Origin of the sequence: Microbacterium sp. NPDC055988 (assembly GCF_042269505.1) — a bacterium.
Lineage (GTDB): Bacteria > Actinomycetota > Actinomycetes > Actinomycetales > Microbacteriaceae > Microbacterium.
In genome coordinates, this window is the sequence record NZ_JBHJXY010000001.1 from 781975 (window position 1) to 798109 (window position 16135).

Annotated in this window: 17 protein-coding genes; 12 read left to right on the forward strand and 5 right to left on the reverse strand. The window is 70.1% G+C overall.

The features are described from left to right. Positions 1–45: 45 nt before the first annotated feature. Positions 46–1593, reverse strand: a complete 1548-nt coding sequence (locus ACFC14_RS03930) for an ABC transporter substrate-binding protein (protein WP_376101311.1) — start codon at positions 1591–1593, stop codon at positions 46–48. A 166-nt stretch (positions 1594–1759) separates the two neighbouring features. Between ACFC14_RS03930 and ACFC14_RS03935 the strand changes: the two genes are divergently transcribed. The 5 genes from ACFC14_RS03935 to ACFC14_RS03955 all read left to right on the forward strand — a co-directional run bounded on the left by ACFC14_RS03935 (position 1760) and on the right by ACFC14_RS03955 (position 4656). Further along, complete coding sequence (locus ACFC14_RS03935; protein ID WP_376101312.1) at positions 1760–2662, forward strand: MurR/RpiR family transcriptional regulator; 903 nt, start codon at positions 1760–1762, stop codon at positions 2660–2662. After that, on the forward strand, positions 2659–3804 hold the full coding sequence (locus ACFC14_RS03940; RefSeq protein WP_376101313.1) for a sugar MFS transporter: 1146 nt from the start codon (positions 2659–2661) through the stop codon (positions 3802–3804). The genes ACFC14_RS03935 and ACFC14_RS03940 overlap by 4 nt, the downstream gene beginning before the upstream one ends. A gap of 118 nt (positions 3805–3922) precedes the next feature. Next, complete coding sequence (locus tag ACFC14_RS03945; RefSeq protein WP_376101314.1) at positions 3923–4117, forward strand: hypothetical protein; 195 nt, start codon at positions 3923–3925, stop codon at positions 4115–4117. Between the two features lie 4 nt (positions 4118–4121). Further along, positions 4122–4361: a hypothetical protein gene (locus tag ACFC14_RS03950; protein ID WP_376101315.1), complete on the forward strand. Its 240-nt coding sequence runs from the start codon at positions 4122–4124 to the stop codon at positions 4359–4361. 4 nt (positions 4362–4365) lie between these two features. Beyond that, a complete protein-coding gene (locus ACFC14_RS03955; protein ID WP_376101316.1) occupies positions 4366–4656 on the forward strand; it encodes a hypothetical protein in 291 nt (96 codons plus the stop codon). An 18-nt stretch (positions 4657–4674) separates the two neighbouring features. Here ACFC14_RS03955 and ACFC14_RS03960 read toward each other — a convergent pair whose 3' ends face one another. Together ACFC14_RS03960 and pyrE are read right to left on the reverse strand one after the other, a co-directional pair. Next, a complete protein-coding gene (locus ACFC14_RS03960) occupies positions 4675–5577 on the reverse strand; it encodes an ROK family protein (RefSeq protein ID WP_376101317.1) in 903 nt (300 codons plus the stop codon). Continuing rightward, complete coding sequence (gene pyrE, locus ACFC14_RS03965; protein WP_029262822.1) at positions 5574–6134, reverse strand: orotate phosphoribosyltransferase; 561 nt, start codon at positions 6132–6134, stop codon at positions 5574–5576. Before pyrE ends, ACFC14_RS03960 begins: the two co-directional genes overlap by 4 nt. 37 nt (positions 6135–6171) lie before the next feature. Here pyrE and ACFC14_RS03970 point away from each other — a divergent pair, with 37 nt between their 5' ends. Then, the gene (locus ACFC14_RS03970; protein ID WP_376101318.1) at positions 6172–7035 is read left to right on the forward strand and encodes an exodeoxyribonuclease III; all 864 of its coding nucleotides are present in this window, start codon (positions 6172–6174) and stop codon (positions 7033–7035) included. 11 nt (positions 7036–7046) lie between these two features. After that, a complete protein-coding gene (locus ACFC14_RS03975) occupies positions 7047–7856 on the forward strand; it encodes a Cof-type HAD-IIB family hydrolase (RefSeq protein WP_376101319.1) in 810 nt (269 codons plus the stop codon). A gap of 2 nt (positions 7857–7858) precedes the next feature. Here ACFC14_RS03975 and ACFC14_RS03980 read toward each other — a convergent pair whose 3' ends face one another. Both ACFC14_RS03980 and ACFC14_RS03985 read right to left on the reverse strand, forming a co-directional pair. Then, complete coding sequence (locus ACFC14_RS03980; RefSeq protein ID WP_376101320.1) at positions 7859–9811, reverse strand: carboxypeptidase regulatory-like domain-containing protein; 1953 nt, start codon at positions 9809–9811, stop codon at positions 7859–7861. Between the two features lie 153 nt (positions 9812–9964). Beyond that, a complete protein-coding gene (locus ACFC14_RS03985; protein ID WP_376101321.1) occupies positions 9965–10612 on the reverse strand; it encodes a dihydrofolate reductase family protein in 648 nt (215 codons plus the stop codon). Positions 10613–10710: 98 nt separating this feature from the next. Here ACFC14_RS03985 and ACFC14_RS03990 point away from each other — a divergent pair, with 98 nt between their 5' ends. The 5 genes from ACFC14_RS03990 to ACFC14_RS04010 all read left to right on the forward strand — a co-directional run bounded on the left by ACFC14_RS03990 (position 10711) and on the right by ACFC14_RS04010 (position 16079). Then, positions 10711–11976, forward strand: coding sequence for a sensor histidine kinase (locus ACFC14_RS03990; protein ID WP_376101322.1), 1266 nt, complete (start codon positions 10711–10713; stop codon positions 11974–11976). Then, positions 11973–12671, forward strand: coding sequence for a response regulator (locus ACFC14_RS03995; protein WP_376101323.1), 699 nt, complete (start codon positions 11973–11975; stop codon positions 12669–12671). Before ACFC14_RS03990 ends, ACFC14_RS03995 begins: the two co-directional genes overlap by 4 nt. Positions 12672–12706: 35 nt before the next feature. Then, positions 12707–13879, forward strand: coding sequence for a benzoate/H(+) symporter BenE family transporter (locus tag ACFC14_RS04000; RefSeq protein WP_376101324.1), 1173 nt, complete (start codon positions 12707–12709; stop codon positions 13877–13879). Between the two features lie 230 nt (positions 13880–14109). Further along, complete coding sequence (locus ACFC14_RS04005) at positions 14110–14994, forward strand: ABC transporter ATP-binding protein (RefSeq protein ID WP_376107093.1); 885 nt, start codon at positions 14110–14112, stop codon at positions 14992–14994. Beyond that, positions 14991–16079: an ABC transporter permease gene (locus ACFC14_RS04010; protein WP_376101325.1), complete on the forward strand. Its 1089-nt coding sequence runs from the start codon at positions 14991–14993 to the stop codon at positions 16077–16079. The genes ACFC14_RS04005 and ACFC14_RS04010 overlap by 4 nt, the downstream gene beginning before the upstream one ends. The last annotated feature ends 56 nt before the right edge of the window (positions 16080–16135 follow it).

Consider the following 16135-nt stretch of genomic DNA (forward strand, 5'->3'; position numbering starts at 1 on the left):
GTCGGGGAGGGAGGGGGCGCGGGGTGGCCGCGCCCCCTCGATCCGCTACTTGATGGAGGTGGTCCGCAGGTACTGCAGCGAGCCGTTCACCATGGGGACGAAGCCGTCGACGGTCGAGGCCGTCGCCGTGTAGGTGTAGCTCGTGAACAGCCAGATCCACGCGGCGTTGTCCTCGAGGTTCTCGGAGACCTGCGCGTAGATGTCCTTGCGCTTGTCCGGGTCGGCCGTCTGGCGTCCCTCGGCGAACAGCGCGTCGAGCTCGGGCGAGGAGTAGCCGGCGACCTTGTTCAGGTTTCCGGTGCTGGTGAAGTAGCGGCCGTACATGCCGTCGGGGTCGGGGCGACCGCCGTTGAGCGCGACGGCGGCGTCGAAGTCGGCCGCGATCCAGCGGTCGACGAACGCGCCGGACTCGAGGACCTCGATGTCGAGCGTGATCTTCGCGTCGGCGAGCTGGGCCTTGAGGTTCTGCGCCTCGTTCACCGAGGTGGCGTACTCGCCCTGCGAGACGATCGTCTTGACGGTGACGCCGTCTTCCTTGCCCGCCTTCTTCAGGTAGTCGGCGGCCTTGTCGAGGTCGCGGTCCGGGCACGGACGCGCCTCGGGGTCGGACTTGTACGCGGGAGACGTGATCGGGCCGGTGACCTCACCCTCGCCGAGGGCGGCGGTGTCGAGCACCTCCTGGCGGTCGATCGCGCACTGGATGGCGAGTCGCACGTTGACGTCGGCGAGGTCGCCGCGCGTGGCGTTCAGCTGCAGCGCGTGGTAGCTCAGCTGCGGGGTCGTGGCGACCTCGACGTTGGCGCCCTCGGCGGTCTGCGCGACCAGCGGGTCGTCGAACACCGCGAGCTGCACGTTGCCGGACTGCATCGCCGAGACGATCGACGACTCGTCGGGGATCACGCGGAACTCGACGGTGTCGAGCAGTGCGGCGTCGCCCCAGTAGTCCTCGTTCTTGGCGAGCGTGATCGACTGGCTGGCCTTGCGGCTGTCGAGGATGAACGGACCGGTGCCGTTCGGGGTGGTGTTGAGCGCCTCTTCGGTGTCGTCAGAGGACAGCATGGCCATGTTGATCACGGCGAGGTTGGCGGGCAGGGCGGCGTCGGGAGCGCTCAGCGTGAGGGTGACGGTCGTCTCGTCGGTGGCCTCGACCGCGGTGACGGAGGCGAGGGAGCTGCTCGCGACGGCGGCGGTGGCCTCGGCGGCGATCGCGTCGAGCGAGTACTTGACGTCTTCGGAGCCGAACGTGCTGCCGTCGGCGAACGTGACGCCTTCACGCAGGTGGAACGTCACGGTGAGGCCGTCGTCGGAGACATCCCAGGACTCGGCGAGGCCGGGAACGACGTTGAGATCCTCGTCGAACTCGGTCAGCGTGCCGTACAGGTTCTGCAGCACGTTGACGGCCTGGAACTGCGTGGCCTTCCAGGGGAACAGGGTGTCCGGGTCGCTCGTGACGCCGATGACGAGGTCGCCGCCGGCCGCGCCCTCCGAGGAGCCGGAGGTGGACGCCGGTGCGGAACAACCGGTGATCACGAGCGCCAAAGCGGCGGCCGTGGCGGTGAGAGCGCCCAATGACGCTCGCCGTGCTGTGCTCATTGCAGATTCCTCCTGGCTGGGACGCGTCGCCGTGGCGTCGGGTCAGGCGCTGTTGCCTGCCGCCCCGTGAACGTCGTCGGTCTTGGTTGGTACCAAAAGTACACGAACGTCACTACAGATGTAACAGAAGTTCCTCTACTGTTATGAACAGCGATCGGAGACCGCCATGTCCAATGAAGCTGCCCGCGAAGACGCCGGCGCACACCCCGTCCTCGTCCGCATGCGCGCGATCCGCCCTGAGCTGCGTCCGAGCGAGCAGCGCATCGCCGACCTCTTCCTCGTCGATCCTGCGGGCACCGCGGGGCTCTCGATCGCCGAGCTCGCCCAGCGCTGCGAGACCTCCACCACCTCGGTCGTGCGTTTCTGCAAGCGGCTCGGTTACGAGCACGTGCGGGAGCTGCGCAACCACGTGCTGCGCGATGTGGAACGGGAGACGTTCGACACCGCCGCGCTCCCCGCCGTCTCCGGCGACATCGACCGCAACGACACGCTGGCCGACATCGTCGCCAAGGTCTCGCTCGCCGAGACGCTCTCCCTCGCCGACACCGCGAAGGTGCTCGACACCGAGTCCCTGCGCGCATCGGTCGAAGCCATCACCTCCTCGACCAGGGTCGACATCTTCGGCGTCGGCGCGAGCTCCATCGTCGGGCTCGACCTGCAGCGCAAGCTCACCCGTATCGGTCGCACCGCGCTGGACTGGTCCGACCCGCACGCCGCCTGGACCTCGGCGGCGACGCTCGGCCCCGGCAACGTCGCGATCGCGGTGTCGCACAGCGGCGCCACCACCGACACCATCGAGTTCCTCCTGCTCGCCCGCCGGGCGGGTGCCACCACCATCGCAATCACGAATCACGCCGGAGCGCCCCTGGCCGATCAAGCCGACATTGTGCTCACGACCGCCGCCCGCGAGACCGGGTTCCGCTCGGGGGCGCTCGGCAGCCGCATCGCTCAGTTGATGGTGGTCGACTGCATCTTCATCGGCGTCGCCCAGTCGAACTACGACCGCTCGATGGAGGCGCTGCGCGACACGTTCGCCGCCGTGCATCGCGTGCGGTCTGCGGGAGCGTGACGAACGCAGGGCGCGCGCGGGCAGGACTCTTCGCCGCGTTCGCGGGGCTCGGCGTCACGGCGGCCTTCGTCCCGGCGGTGCTCCCCTCCGCAGAGCGTGCGATCGGGGCCGATCTCAGCGCCGCGGTCCCCGCGCTCTTTGCGGGGCTGCTGGTGGGCGTGCTCGTCTCCGGACCGCTCCTCGTGCGCCGACCCCCGCAGACCGCACTCATCCTCGGCAGCGCACTCCAGGCCGTCGCGATCGTCGCGGTGGCCCTGGCCGGCGCACCCGCGCTGTTCATCGCCGCGGCGGCCGTCGCCGGGTTCGGGTTCGGGCTGGTGGAGGCCTCGGGTTCCGTGGCGGCGAAGTCCGTGGCGGTGGGCAGCGCGACCGGGCTGTTGAGCGCACTACTGGGGACGGTCGCGGTCTGCGCCGCGGTCACGCCGCTCCTGGTCGCCGTCGCGTCCGATGCGCGTCCCGTGCTCGGCCTCCTCGCGGTGGTGCCCCTCATCACGGTCGTGATGCTCGCCGGCCCGACTCCTGCGGTCTCCGTCGCGGAGGCTCCCGCGCATCGCGACGTGCGGGGGCTGCTCGTGCTGCTGCCATTTGCAGTGGCGCTGCCGCTGTACGTCGGCGTCGAGACCGTGCTGTCCGGCTGGTCGGCCGTGATCCCGGAGCGCATCCTCGAGGTCGATCCCGCTCTCGCAGCTCTCGGAACCTCGGCGTTCTGGACGCTGATGGCCGTCGGCCGTTTCAGCGCGGCGGCGCTGCGCCGGGCGTCCGTGTCACCGATCGTGATCCTCGTCGCCGCCACGACCGGGGCCGCTGTTCTGATGGCCACGGCCGGGATGCTGGTGGGGTCCGCGCCGGTGTGGGCGCTGGTCGCGCTGGCCGCGGTGGTCGTGCTCCTCTCCCCGAGCTACGGACTCATCCTGGGGCTCGCCCTCGACCGGTTGGATCCGGCTCGCAGCGCGGCAGTGACGGGAGCACTCGTGGCCTGCGGCGCGGTGGGCGGCACGTTCGTCCCCACGCTGATCCTGCTGGTGGGCCGCGACCCGGCCTCGAGCACGACGTTCTTCGTGTCGGCTGCCCTGTGCGCGCTCGTGCCGGTGCTGGTGCTGGTCGCGGTTCGGGGTCCCGGACCGGCCACCGCGGCGACCTGACCTCTTCTCCACACCTCGCACCATCCGCGACCTCTTCACAGATGCTGGAATACCGGCGCGCGCACCGGGAAGGGCGGCGTAACGTCGTCGATACACCTATCCGAGCAAGGAGAGACGCGTGTCCACGGAGACCCTCGCGATCATCATCAGCGCCATCGGTGTCGTGGTGACGCTCGGCACGAGCATGTTCGTCGGCGCCGCCCGGATGGTCCGCCGCATCGACGCCGTCGCCGCCGACGTCACCGACCTGAATCTCTCCGTCGCGCGACTCGAAGGCCCGCCACGGCACTTGCTCACCGCAGAACGGAGATGAGACGGTGACCACCGAGACCGCCACGATCGTCGTCAGCGCGATCGGCACCGTGCTCACCCTCGGCGCCGGTCTCTTCGCCGCCGGCGCCTGGATGATCCGCCGCATCGACGACCGCATCGACGCCGTCGACGAGAAGCTCAGCACCCGCATCGACGCCGTCGCCGCCGACGTCACCGACCTGAAGATCTCCGTCGCCCGACTCGAAGGGCCACCACGGCACCTCCTCACCGCAGGAAGGGGGTGACGCCGTGACCACGGAGACCTGGACCATCGTCATCAGCGCGATCGGCATCGTGCTCACCCTCGGAACGAGCACGTTCGTCGGCGCAGCCTGGATGGTTCGCCGCATCGACGCCGTCGACGAAAAGCTCAGCACCCGCATCGACGCGGTCGACGAGAAGCTCAGCACCCGCATCGACGCCGTCGACGAAAAGCTCAGCACCCGCATCGACGCCGTCGCCGCCGATGTCACCGACCTGAAGATCTCCGTCGCCCGACTCGAAGGTCCGCCACGACACCTGCTCACCGCGAGCCGCTGAACAGCGTTCCGGACGGTCCTACCGCAGCACGAGGGCGGCGGCGCCGATGAGGGGCCCCTCGTCGCCCAGCCCCGAGCGCACCACGCGGGTGCGCCGCGAATACTCATGCACCGCACTCGCCGTGAGCGCCTGCTGCACGAGGTCGATGTAGTCGGGTGATACGCGTGAGAAGCCGCCTCCGATGGCGACCACGTCGAGGTCGACCAGGGTCGCGGCGTCCGCGAGAGCCTCGCCCACGGCGCGCGCCGAGCGCTCGATCGCCGCTCGCGCGAGGCGGTCGCCGGCAGCCGAATCACGCGCGAGATCCTCACCCGTCGCCCCGGTCCATCCTTGCTGCTGCGCCCAGGCGGCGCTCGCGGGACCCGAGGCGATCTCCTCGAGGGTCAGCCCGCCTTCACGGCGCACCTGTCCGAGGTGTCCGGCGTTGCCGGTGGCACCGGGGATGTACGCGCCGTTCGCGACGAAGCCGCCGCCGACACCCGTCGAGACGACGATCGACAGCGAGGCGCCGGCGCCCTGCGTCGCCCCGAGCCATGATTCGGCGAGCGCCAATGCACCGCCATCGTGGCCGAGGACGGTGCGCACATCTCGCCCCACGACCGTGGATGCTGCCGCGTGAACCGCCTCAGCGAGCGCGAAGCCGCGTGCGAGCGGCATGTTGACGGGCATGATCGTGCCCAGAGTCCGGTCGACGGGGCCGGCGCTGCCCGCACCCGCACCGACGAGCTCGGCATCCGCGGGCAGGGCGGCGAGTGCGTGCTCGACGATCGCGACGACGGCGGCGTTCAACGACTCGAACGTGGCGTCGCGACCGGTCGCCTGCCGGCTGCGGCTACCCGTGACGAGCACGCCGTCCTCCGCGACGAGCGCGGCCTCCATCTTCGTGCCGCCGACGTCGACGGCCAGCGCGTAGCGCGTCACTGCGGGTCGAGTCCGAGGTCGTCGAGGTCGAAGGCGGCGCGCCACTCGAGCCCCTCAGCTTCGATGGCGGCCTGCGCCCCGGTCTTGCGGTCGACGATCACGGCGACGGCGACGATCTCGGCGCCTTCCTTGCGCAGCGCTTCGACGGCCTTGAGCGCGGACTGCCCGGTGGTCGAGGTGTCTTCGAGCACGACGACGCGCTTGCCCTTGACGTCGGCGCCTTCGATCTGACGGCCGCGGCCGTGGTCTTTCGGCTCCTTGCGCACGACGAACGCGTCGAGCGGACGATCGGTGGCGACCGAGGCGTGCAGCACGGAGTTCGCGATCGGGTCGGCCCCGAGCGTGAGGCCGCCGACGGCCACGACGTCGAGGTCGCCGATCAGGTCGAGCATGATCCGGCCGATGGCGGGTGCCGCCCTGTGGTCGAGCGTGAGCTTGCGCATGTCGACGTAGTACGTCGCCTTCTTGCCGCTGGAGAGGGTGAAGTCGCCGTGGAACACCGCCTCGTCCTTGATGAGGTCGAGGAGGGTCTGGCGGTCTGCGTCGAGTGCGGTCACGGCATCCAGTGTAGGAGGTGGGCTCTAGGCTTGACGCATGCGCTTGGCCACCTGGAACGTCAACTCCATCCGCACCCGCGTCACCCGCACCGTCGAGTTCGCCGTCCGAGAAGACATCGACGTGCTGGCGATGCAGGAGATCAAGTGCAAGCCCGAGCAGTTCCCTTACGCGCCGTTCGAAGAGGCCGGGTACCACGTCGAGGTGCACGGCCTGAATCAGTGGAACGGTGTCGCCATCGCGAGCCGCCTGCCCATCACCGATGTGCGCACGGCGTTCGACGGGATGCCGGGGTTCGCGAAGGGGCACGAGGGTCCGGATGCTCCGCTCGAGGCGCGCGCGCTCGGTGTGATGGTCGACGGGGTACGCGTGTGGAGCCTGTACGTGCCGAACGGCCGTTCGCTCGACGACCCGCACTACCTCTACAAGCTGCACTGGTTGGAGCAGCTGAAGAGGTCGACGGCGGCCGAGCTCTCGGCCAACCCCGACCTTCCGCTCGCCCTGGTGGGCGACTTCAACATCATCCCGTTCGATCACGACAACGGGGATCCCGACATCGTGGTCGGCCGCTCGACGCATGTCTCGCAGCCCGAGCGCGATGCGTTCTTCGCGTTCGCCGATGCCGGAGTCACCGACGTGGTGCGCCCGCTGCTTCCGGAGGGCTTCACCTACTGGGACTACCAGCGCCTGAAGTTCCCGCGCAACGAGGGCATCCGCATCGACTTCGTCCTGGGCTCGCGCACTCTGGCTGAGGCGGTGACCGGTGCATCGATCCACCGGAACGAGCGCAAGGGCGAACAGCCCAGCGATCATGTTCCTGTGGTGGTCGACCTCGACGGTCGCCGTCTAGGAACAGGCGGCGCCGCTGACGATGACGACGACCTTCCGATGATCTTCTCCTGACGGCCGTTCCTGTGACCGTGCGGCTGATCGCCACCGATCTCGACGGCACGCTGCTCGACTCCTCGTCCGCTGTCACGCCGCGCACGCGGGCGGCGCTCGATGCGGCTCGCGAACGCGGCATCCACGTCGTCCCGGTGACCGCACGCCAGCCCATCGGGCTGCGTGCCATCGCCGGCGATGCGGGTTTCGACGGCTGGGCGCTCTGCAGCAACGGCGCTTACGCCGTGCGTCTGGATAACGGACGGATGCTGTTCGCCGAGGAACTTCCGCCCGACACGATCCGCGCCCTGGTCGAGGCGCTGCGCGCCAGCATCCCGGGCCTGCTGTTCGCGAGCGTGCGCGAGGGCGGTGAGACCTTCGTGGCCCAGGACGGTTACGCCGAGATCGCTCAGCTGTCCGACCACAAGCGTGACCCTCGCACGATGGGCGGCGTGCCGCTGGAGCAGGTGCTCGCGGCACCGAGTCTGAAGCTCGTCATCCGGCATCCGGAACTCGCCCCTGCCGCTCTCTTCGACACGCTGCGCAGCCTCGGGCTGACCGGGTTCGAGGCGACCCTGTCCGGCGCTCCGTTCGTCGAGGTGATGGCCGAGGGCGTCACGAAGGCCACGGGGCTCGCCCGCCTGTGCGAGCACCTCGGCATCGGCCGCGCCGACGTGGTCGCCTTCGGCGATGCGCTCAACGACGTCGAGATGCTGCGCTGGGCAGGGCACGGCGTCGCCATGGCCCATGCGGAACCCGTGGTTCAGGACGCGGCCGACGAGACGACCGCCTCGAACGACGACGACGGCGTCGCTCAGGTGATCGAGCGCCTGCTCGGCTGAGGTCAGCTCTCCACTCGACGACGCCGGACGAGCATCCCTCCCAGCACGGCGAACATGACACCGAGGGCGATGATCGCGGTCGGAGTCTCTGCTCCGGTGTTCGCCAGTTGCGCTCCCGGAGTCGCCGCAGCGCCGCCGCCGGCCGCGGCCGTGACGGTGAGCGTCGCGCTCGCGATCACGGCACCGCCCGAAAGTGCGACGAGAGCGTGCGTACCGGCCGGTGCGTTGGCCGGAATCCGCAGCGATCCCTGAAGGACGCCATCTGTGTCGGCGACGAGCGTGCCGAGCATCAAGGGGTCGGAGCGCAGTTCGAAGGCGATGGTCGCCCCCGGCGCGAAGCCGGTGCCGGAGACCGTGATGTCCTTGCCTGCCTGAATCGAACCCACCGAGAGCTCCAGAGTCGGCTTCGGCTGGGGTTGCCCCTCCACGGGGATGAGCGTGAAGTCGACACCGTTCACCGGCGTGCCGATGACGGCCGCGACGGGCGTCGCTGCGGCAGCGGTGTCCACCCCGTCGAAGTACTGCGGCTTCGCAGTGAGCGTGGAACCGTCGCGGAACTCTGCCGATGCCTTGAGGATGTAAGACCCCGGTCGCAGGCGCAGCGTGTACTCCCCCGTGCGGTAGTCGGCCTGGGCGGAGCCGACGAGCCGGCCGCCCTGCCACGCTTCGACGAGGATCCCCCACACGTCGGGGCTGTCGATCGCTACGGTTCCGGAGATCAGACCGGCGCGGTCCATCACGGCGTCGATGCCCGGAACGCGCTGGCCGGAAGCCACCACGACCGGAGTCGCTTCCGCGATGGTGCGCGCGTCGTCCCAGTACTCATCCGCGTGTTCGTCGCTGAACGAGCGGAACTCGACGACGTAGGTTCCCGGCGGCAGCGCTGCCGAGTATGTGCCGTCGTCTTCGACCGAGTGGCCCGAGAGGAATCCGTCGCCGTTCGTCGACCTGATCCACACGGTCGCCAGGGGGACGCCCCGGCCCTCCTGCATCACCGTGCCTTCGATGTGACCGACCGTGTCGAGCGCAGCGTCGATGCCGGTCTCGGTCTCGGTTCCCGCGACCGAGACCGCAGTCGCCGCGTCATACCCGTATGCGTTCTGCCAGTACTCCGTGGCGAGCCGTTCCCCGTCCGGCGAGAGGAACTGCACGACGTAGTCGCCCTCGCTCAGTCCTTCGATGCGATACGAACCGTCGGCTCCCGTCTGCGCCGAGCCGACGATCTCATGCTGGTCGAGCGCGTTCACCGTCGCGCCGGCGACTGCCGAGCCGTCGCCGGCGGTCGTCACGACACCGGAGATGGTCGCGCCGCGCTTCAACGAGGCATCGATGCCGGTGACTGCGGCCCCCTCACCGAGGACGATCAGCGTGCCCTCGCTCCAGATCGCGGTGTCCTTCCAGTACTCGCGCTGGAGGTCGGTGCCTACCGGGAAGAACGACACGAGGTAGGAGCCGGGGGCGAGCCCCGTCAGCGAGTACGCACCGGACTCGTCCGTGTAGTCCATCACCCAGGGCGTTCCCTCCCCACCGGTCGACACCAGCACTCCCTCGACCGGAGTGCCGCCATCTTCGCGGGTGACCACACCGCTGATCGACCCTGTCGAGGCACCAGCCGGCACAGCGGGCTCGCTCGCCTCGGGCAGCGTGGGCTCGGTCTCTTCCGGCAACGTGGGCTCGGTCTCTTCCGGCGCTGCGGGCTCGGTCTCTTCCGGCGCTGCGGGCTCGGTCTCCTCCGGCGCGACGGGCTGACCCAGTTCCGGGCTGCTCGCCTCTGGCTCGCCTCCCTCGGCCACGCTGATGTCCACCGTGCCCGTGCCTTCGGCGCTCCACGTCACCACATCCGAGATCGAGGCGCCTGATTCGACGGCCATCGCCGACGTGGCACCCCCGAACGCGAGCGCGAGAGCCGCGACCCCACCGATGACAGCCTGAATGAATGCGCGACGTCGCGCCATGTTCCCCACCCTCCGAAGCGAGGTCGCGCGCGGCACCGTGCCGTCGCGTTCGACCTCGAAAAGCCGCCGATCGCCCGGCAGCATCTGCCCTGAATCTATCGGCTCACGGCACGCGAGCGGAATAGTCGATTCGGGTGATCAACCCCGCGGTGTTCACCCGAAGGTGCCGACCTCCGGCACGCGATCGGTGCGCCCGTAGTGGAGGAACGTCACGCCGGCCTCGTCGGTGACCGGCGGACGCAACAGGCGCAGCACGCACGGCAGTGCCCCGTCGTCGAACACCTTCTTTCCCGTGCCGAGCAGGATCGGGTAGACCCAGAGGTTCAGTTCGTCGAAGAGTCCCTCGGCGAGCAGAGTGTGCACGAAGTCGATGCTGCCGATCACATGCACCTCGCGGTGCGCCGTCCGCATCGCGGCGATCTCGGCGGCGAGGTCATCCCCGACCCGGGTGCTGCCCTGCCAGTCGAGCGTGAGATCGGCACTCCGAGTCGCCACGTACTTCGGGACGCGGTCGAACAACCGGCCGATGTGCCCCTCGGGGCCATCGGTGTGGTGCGGCCAGTACGAGGCGAAGATGTCGTAGGTGCGACGGCCGAGCAGCAGGGCGTCGAGGCCCCGCATCCCGTTGTCGACCTCCTCCCCCATTCCCGGCGACGGGTACCCCGCCTGCCAGCCGCTGAAGCGGAATCCGCCGGACGTGTCTTCGCCCACTCCGCCCGGCCCCTGCGCGACGCCGTCGAGGGTCATGAAGAGATCGATCAGGATGCGGCCGGATGCGTCCTCGGTCTTGTCAGCGCTCATGCCAGCAAGTCAATAGCAACTGAATCTCGCCTACCACCCCGTTTCCGATCCTCCGCTCGGGGGATGCCGCCGCGCGGCCGTCGCCCTACGGTGGAGGGATGCCTGCCACTGCGTTCACCCGCACGCCGACCGAGCGACAACGACGATCCGATGTCATCCTCGCCGCCGTCATGTTCGTCGGCGCGGTGCTGAGCGCAGGGCTGTCCTCGATCGCCGAGATCTACGGCGACGAGCAGGCGCCGCTGTGGTGGGCCCTGGTCTACGCCGTCGTCGCCACCGCTCCCCTGGCGTTCCGCCGCCGCTGGCCGGGCACCGCCGCGGTGATCGTGGCCGTGGCCTACTTCACGGCCGTCACGATCCGCGTGCCGGAGATCTACGTCGGCAACATCGTGATGTTCCTCACGCTGTACACGGTCGGCGCCTGGATGAACGACCGGCGTCGCGCGATGCTCGTGCGGGTCGGGATCATCGTCGGCATGTTCGTGTGGCTGATCATCACGATGTACCGGGACGCGATCAGCGAGGCGGACAAGGCCGACGTCGCCGCCGGCGCCATGTCGCCCTACGTGGCCTTCATGCTCATCCAGCTGCTGCTGAACGTGCTGTACTTCGGCGGCGCGTACTACTTCGGCGAGCGCTCCTGGGCGGCGGCCGAGCAGCTGGCCGTGCTCGAGCAGCGTACGGCGGAACTGGAGCGTGAGCGCGAGGTCACCGCGGCCCAGGCCGTCGCTCTCGACCGGGTGCGCATCGCGCGCGAGCTGCATGACGTCGTCGCGCATCACGTCTCGGTCATGGGCGTGCAGGCGGGCGCCGCGCGCCTGGTGCTCGAACGCGATCCCGCGCAGTCGGCGCGCATCCTCACCGGCATCGAGGATTCGGCGCGCGACGCGATCCACGAGCTGCGTCAGCTGCTGGAGACCCTGCGCACGCCCGGCGGCGAGACGACGGATGCGGCGTCCACCCTCGCGCTGGACGACATCGCCGAGCTCGTCGAGGCATCCACCGAGGCCGGGCTGCCGACGGACTACGCGGTGATCGGCGAGCCCGTGCCTGTGCCGTCGCTGGTCGCCGTGAACCTGTACCGGATCGCCCAGGAGTCGCTGACGAACGCCCGCCGTCACGCCGGCAGCGGAGCCACTGCTGACGTCCGCGTGCGCTACGAAGACGACGGCGTGGAGGTCGAGATCGTGAACACCGGACGAGCGGTCACCCACCTGCGCCCGGGGCTGGGCCAGCTGGGGATGCGGGAGCGGGCCGCCGCATCCGGGGGCACGCTCGAGGTCGCACCGCGGCCGCTCGGCGGGATGCGGGTGCGTGCTCGCGTGCCCCTCGCGACCCCGGCAGGATCGGGGGCGGGGCGATGAGCGACCCGATCCGCGTGCTGCTGGTCGACGACCACGCGCTGCTGCGCGCCGGCTTCCGCACCATCCTCGACACCCAGCCCGACATCACGGTGGTGGGCGAGGCTTCGTCGGGGGCAGAGGCCGTGGCGCAGGCATCCGCTCTGCGTCCCGACGTGATCACGATGGACGTGCAGATGCCCGACATGGACGGCATCGAGGCGACCCGTCGCATCGTCGCCGATCCCGCGGTCGAGGCCGCCATCGCGATCGTGACCACCTTCGACAGGGACGATTACCTGTACCAGGCGCTCGATGCCGGGGCCAGCGGCTTCCTGCTGAAGAACGCGGGCGCGGAGGACCTGATCGCCGCGGTGCGCGCTCTGGCCGCCGGCGACGGGATGCTCGCGCCCGAGGTGACCCGTCGGGTGCTGGCGCGTTTCGCCGCGACCCCCGCGCCGGCACCGTCACCGTCACCGGCGGCCGTCTCGATCGAGAGCACCGCGATCCCGAGGGTCACGCTCGCCGAGCCGCTCACCGACCGCGAGGCCGAGGTGCTGACGCTGCTCGCCGATGCGCGTAGCAACGCCGAGATCGCGCGGGCGCTGTACATCGGCGAGGCCACGGTCAAGACGCACGTCTCCCGCATCCTGCAGAAGCTCGGCGCCCGCGATCGCGTGCAGGCCGTCGTGCTCGCACACCGCATGGGTCTCGCGTAGGCGGCCCTACGCGCCTGCGCGATAGCCTCGGAGCCATGCCCGAATCGCCCTCCCTGTCGCGCCCGATCCTGGCGGGGGTGGTGACGGCGCTGGTCGGATTCACGAGCTCATTCGCGGTCGTGCTGACCGGTCTCGATGCGGTCGGGGCGGATGCTGCGCAGGCGGCCAGCGGGCTCCTCGCGGCCAGCCTCACCATGGGCCTCGCGTGCGTCGTGCTCGCCTGGCGGTACCGGATGCCGATCACCGTCGCGTGGTCGACCCCCGGGGCCGCCCTCCTCGTCGCGACCGGGACCGTCGAGGGAGGCTGGCCGGCGGCGGTCGGGGCTTTCCTCGTCACCGCCGCACTGATCCTGCTCACGGCGCTCTGGCCGGCGCTCGGCGCCCTGATCGCCCGCATCCCGCCCTCGATCGCGCAGGCGATGCTCGCCGGGGTGCTGCTGCCGCTGTGTCTGGCGCCGATCACGGGCATCGTCGCGAATCCGTGGGGCGTGGTGCCGGTCGTGCTCACCTGGCTGGTGTTCGCGCGCCTCGCGCCGCGGTGGGCGGTTCCCCTCGCGTTCGTCGCGGCCGCCGTGGTGGTCGCCGTCTCACTCGTCGGCGAAGGGGCTCCGTTCGACCCCGCCATGCTCCTGCCCCGACTCGAGTTCACCGCGCCGACGTTCACGGTCGGCGCGCTCGTGGGCCTCGCGCTGCCGCTGTTCATCGTGACGATGGCCTCGCAGAACGTGCCGGGCATCGCGATCATGCGCAGTTTCGGGTACGAGGTGCCGTGGCGTCCGGCCATGCTGGTGACGGGTGTCGGCACTGCGCTCGGTGCGACGGCCGGAGGCCATGCCATCAACCTCGCCGCGATCAGCGCCGCCCTGGCCGCGTCTCCGGATGCCGACCCCGACCCGAAGCGGCGATGGGTGGCGGGCGTCTCGACCGGGGTGTCCTACCTCGTGCTCGGCGGGTTCTCCGCCGCCTTCGCCGCACTCGTGGTGCTCGCACCGGCCGCCGTGATCCCCGCGGTCGCCGGCCTCGCGCTGTTCGCCGCGTTCGGGTCTGCCGTGCAGCAGGCCATCGACGATCCGGGCGAGCGCGTCCCCGCGGTCGTGACCTTCCTGGTCGCGGCGTCCGGCATCTCGGTGCTCGGGGTCAGCGCCGCGTTCTGGGCGTTGGTCGCCGGTCTCGTGGTGCGGACCGTGCTGCACGCCCGCCGCCCCTGACCCGGGGTCGGCCACCCCCGTGCCGAGTGCACGGCTTCGCGTCGAGCGCACGGGTTCTTCACGCGAACACCCTGTGCACTCGGCAGCATCCCGTGCACTCGGCGGCGGGATGCGGGCGCGGCGGGCGACGTGAGGCGGGGGGTCAGCCGCGGGACGGACGGGGGCGGGTCCGCCACAGGGGGGATGCCCGGGACACCTGCGCTCCGTAGCGTGAGGGTATGACGACAGGAATGCTCGAACTCTCCGGCATCACCAAGAGCTATGGCTCTCGGCGCGTGCTCGACGATGTGTCCTTCACGGTGGCTCCCGGCCGCCTCACGGGGTTCGTCGGCGGCAACGGCGCCGGCAAGACCACGACCATGCGGATCGTCCTGGGGCTGCTGTCCTCGGACAGCGGCCGGGTCGACCTCGACGGCGCGCCGATCACGGCCGAAGACCGCCGCCGCTTCGGATACATGCCCGAGGAGCGCGGTCTCTACCCGAAGATGAAGGTGCTCGAGCAGATCGTCTACCTCGCCCGGCTGCACGGCATCGGCAAGCAGGAGGCCACCGACAGGGCGACGGACCTCCTCACCGAGCTCGGGCTCGGCGAACGGCTGAACGACACGATCGAGTCGCTGTCGCTCGGCAACCAGCAGCGCGCGCAGATCGCCGCCTCGCTCGTGCACGACCCCGAGGTGCTCATCCTCGACGAGCCGTTCTCCGGCCTCGACCCGCTCGCGGTCGATGTGGTCGCCGGCGTGCTGCAGTCCAGCGCCGCGAAGGGAGCATCCATCCTGTTCTCCTCCCACCAGCTCGACGTGGTCGAGCGCCTGTGCGACGACCTCGTGATCCTCGCCGGTGGCACGATCCGCGCGGCCGGCTCCCGCGATGCGCTCCGCGCCGAGCACGCCCGCGACCGCTACGAGCTCGTCTCCGCAGGCGACGCGGGATGGCTGCGCACCGAGCCCGGTGTGACGGTCGTCGACTTCGAGGGAGGCTATGCGCTGTTCGACGCGGACGGCCCAGACACCGCCCAGCGTGTGCTCCAGTCCGCCGTGCAGCGCGGCGACGTCGCGAGCTTCGCACCGAAGCATCCGTCCCTCGCCCAGATCTTCAAGGAGGTCATCCAGTGAGCACCCCCGCCCCCGTCCGCAGCAGCAACGGCATCTGGCTCGTCGCCGAGCGCGAGATCGGATCGAAGCTCCGCAGCAAAGCGTTTCTGATCTCCACCGGCATCCTGCTGGTGCTCGCGCTCGCCGGCATCATCCTCGGCGGCTTCGCCAGCAAGAGCACCGACACGACGCCGATCGCCGCGACCGCGGAGACGGCATCCGTCGTGTCGGCGATCCCCGGAGTCGAAGTCACCGAGGTGGCCGACCAGGCCGCCGCTGAGGAGCTCGTGCGCGACGACAAGGTCGACGCCGCAGTGCTGGAAGGCGATGGCCCCTCGGGCTACACGATCATCGCCCTGCAGGATGCCCCGGGCTCGATCGTCTCGGCACTGTCGATCTCTCCCGAGGTCGTCATCCTGGAACCGGCGACCACCAACCCGCTGCTGCGCTACTTCATCGCGATCGCGTTCGGCCTGGTGTTCATGATGGCCGCGGCGACGTTCGGCGGCACGATCGCGCAGAGCGTGGTGGAGGAGAAGCAGACGCGCGTGGTGGAGGTGCTGCTGTCGGCGATCCCGGCGCGCACGCTCCTCGCCGGCAAGGTGATCGGAAACACGGTGCTCGCGATGGGACAGATCCTCGCGCTCGCGGCGGTGGCCACGATCGGGCTGATCGTCACCGGTCAACGCGAGGTGCTCACGACCCTCGGAGCACCGATCATCTGGTTCGCGGTGTTCTTCCTGTTCGGCTTCATCCTGCTGGCGGCCATGTTCGCGGCCGCCGCCTCGATGGTGTCGCGCCAGGAGGACATCGGCTCGACGACCACGCCGATCACGATGCTGATCATGGCGCCGTACATCCTGGTCATCGTCTTCAACGACAACCCGCTGGTGCTCACGATCATGTCGTATGTGCCGTTCTCGGCTCCGGTCGGCATGCCGATGCGCCTGTTCGTCGGCGAGGCGCAGTGGTGGGAGCCGCTGCTGAGCCTGGTGATCCTGCTCGCGAGCTGCGTGGCCGCGATCGTCATCGGCGCGAAGATCTACGAGAACTCGCTGCTGCGCATGGGCTCGCGGGTCAAGCTCAAGGACGCGCTGCGCGGCTGACGCGCCGCCCTCGCGTCTCGCGCCTCGCGCCTCGCGTCTCGCGTCTCGCGCATCGC

Coding starts and splice junctions, on each gene's coding strand:
- ACFC14_RS03930 (WP_376101311.1), bottom strand. CDS start 1,593: ATGAGCACAGCACGGCGAGCGTCATTGGGCGCTCTCACCGCCACGGCC.
- ACFC14_RS03935 (WP_376101312.1), top strand. CDS start 1,760: ATGTCCAATGAAGCTGCCCGCGAAGACGCCGGCGCACACCCCGTCCTC.
- ACFC14_RS03970 (WP_376101318.1), top strand. CDS start 6,172: ATGCGCTTGGCCACCTGGAACGTCAACTCCATCCGCACCCGCGTCACC.
- ACFC14_RS03980 (WP_376101320.1), bottom strand. CDS start 9,811: ATGGCGCGACGTCGCGCATTCATTCAGGCTGTCATCGGTGGGGTCGCG.
- ACFC14_RS03985 (WP_376101321.1), bottom strand. CDS start 10,612: ATGAGCGCTGACAAGACCGAGGACGCATCCGGCCGCATCCTGATCGAT.
- ACFC14_RS03990 (WP_376101322.1), top strand. CDS start 10,711: ATGCCTGCCACTGCGTTCACCCGCACGCCGACCGAGCGACAACGACGA.
- ACFC14_RS03995 (WP_376101323.1), top strand. CDS start 11,973: ATGAGCGACCCGATCCGCGTGCTGCTGGTCGACGACCACGCGCTGCTG.
- ACFC14_RS04000 (WP_376101324.1), top strand. CDS start 12,707: ATGCCCGAATCGCCCTCCCTGTCGCGCCCGATCCTGGCGGGGGTGGTG.
- ACFC14_RS04005 (WP_376107093.1), top strand. CDS start 14,110: ATGCTCGAACTCTCCGGCATCACCAAGAGCTATGGCTCTCGGCGCGTG.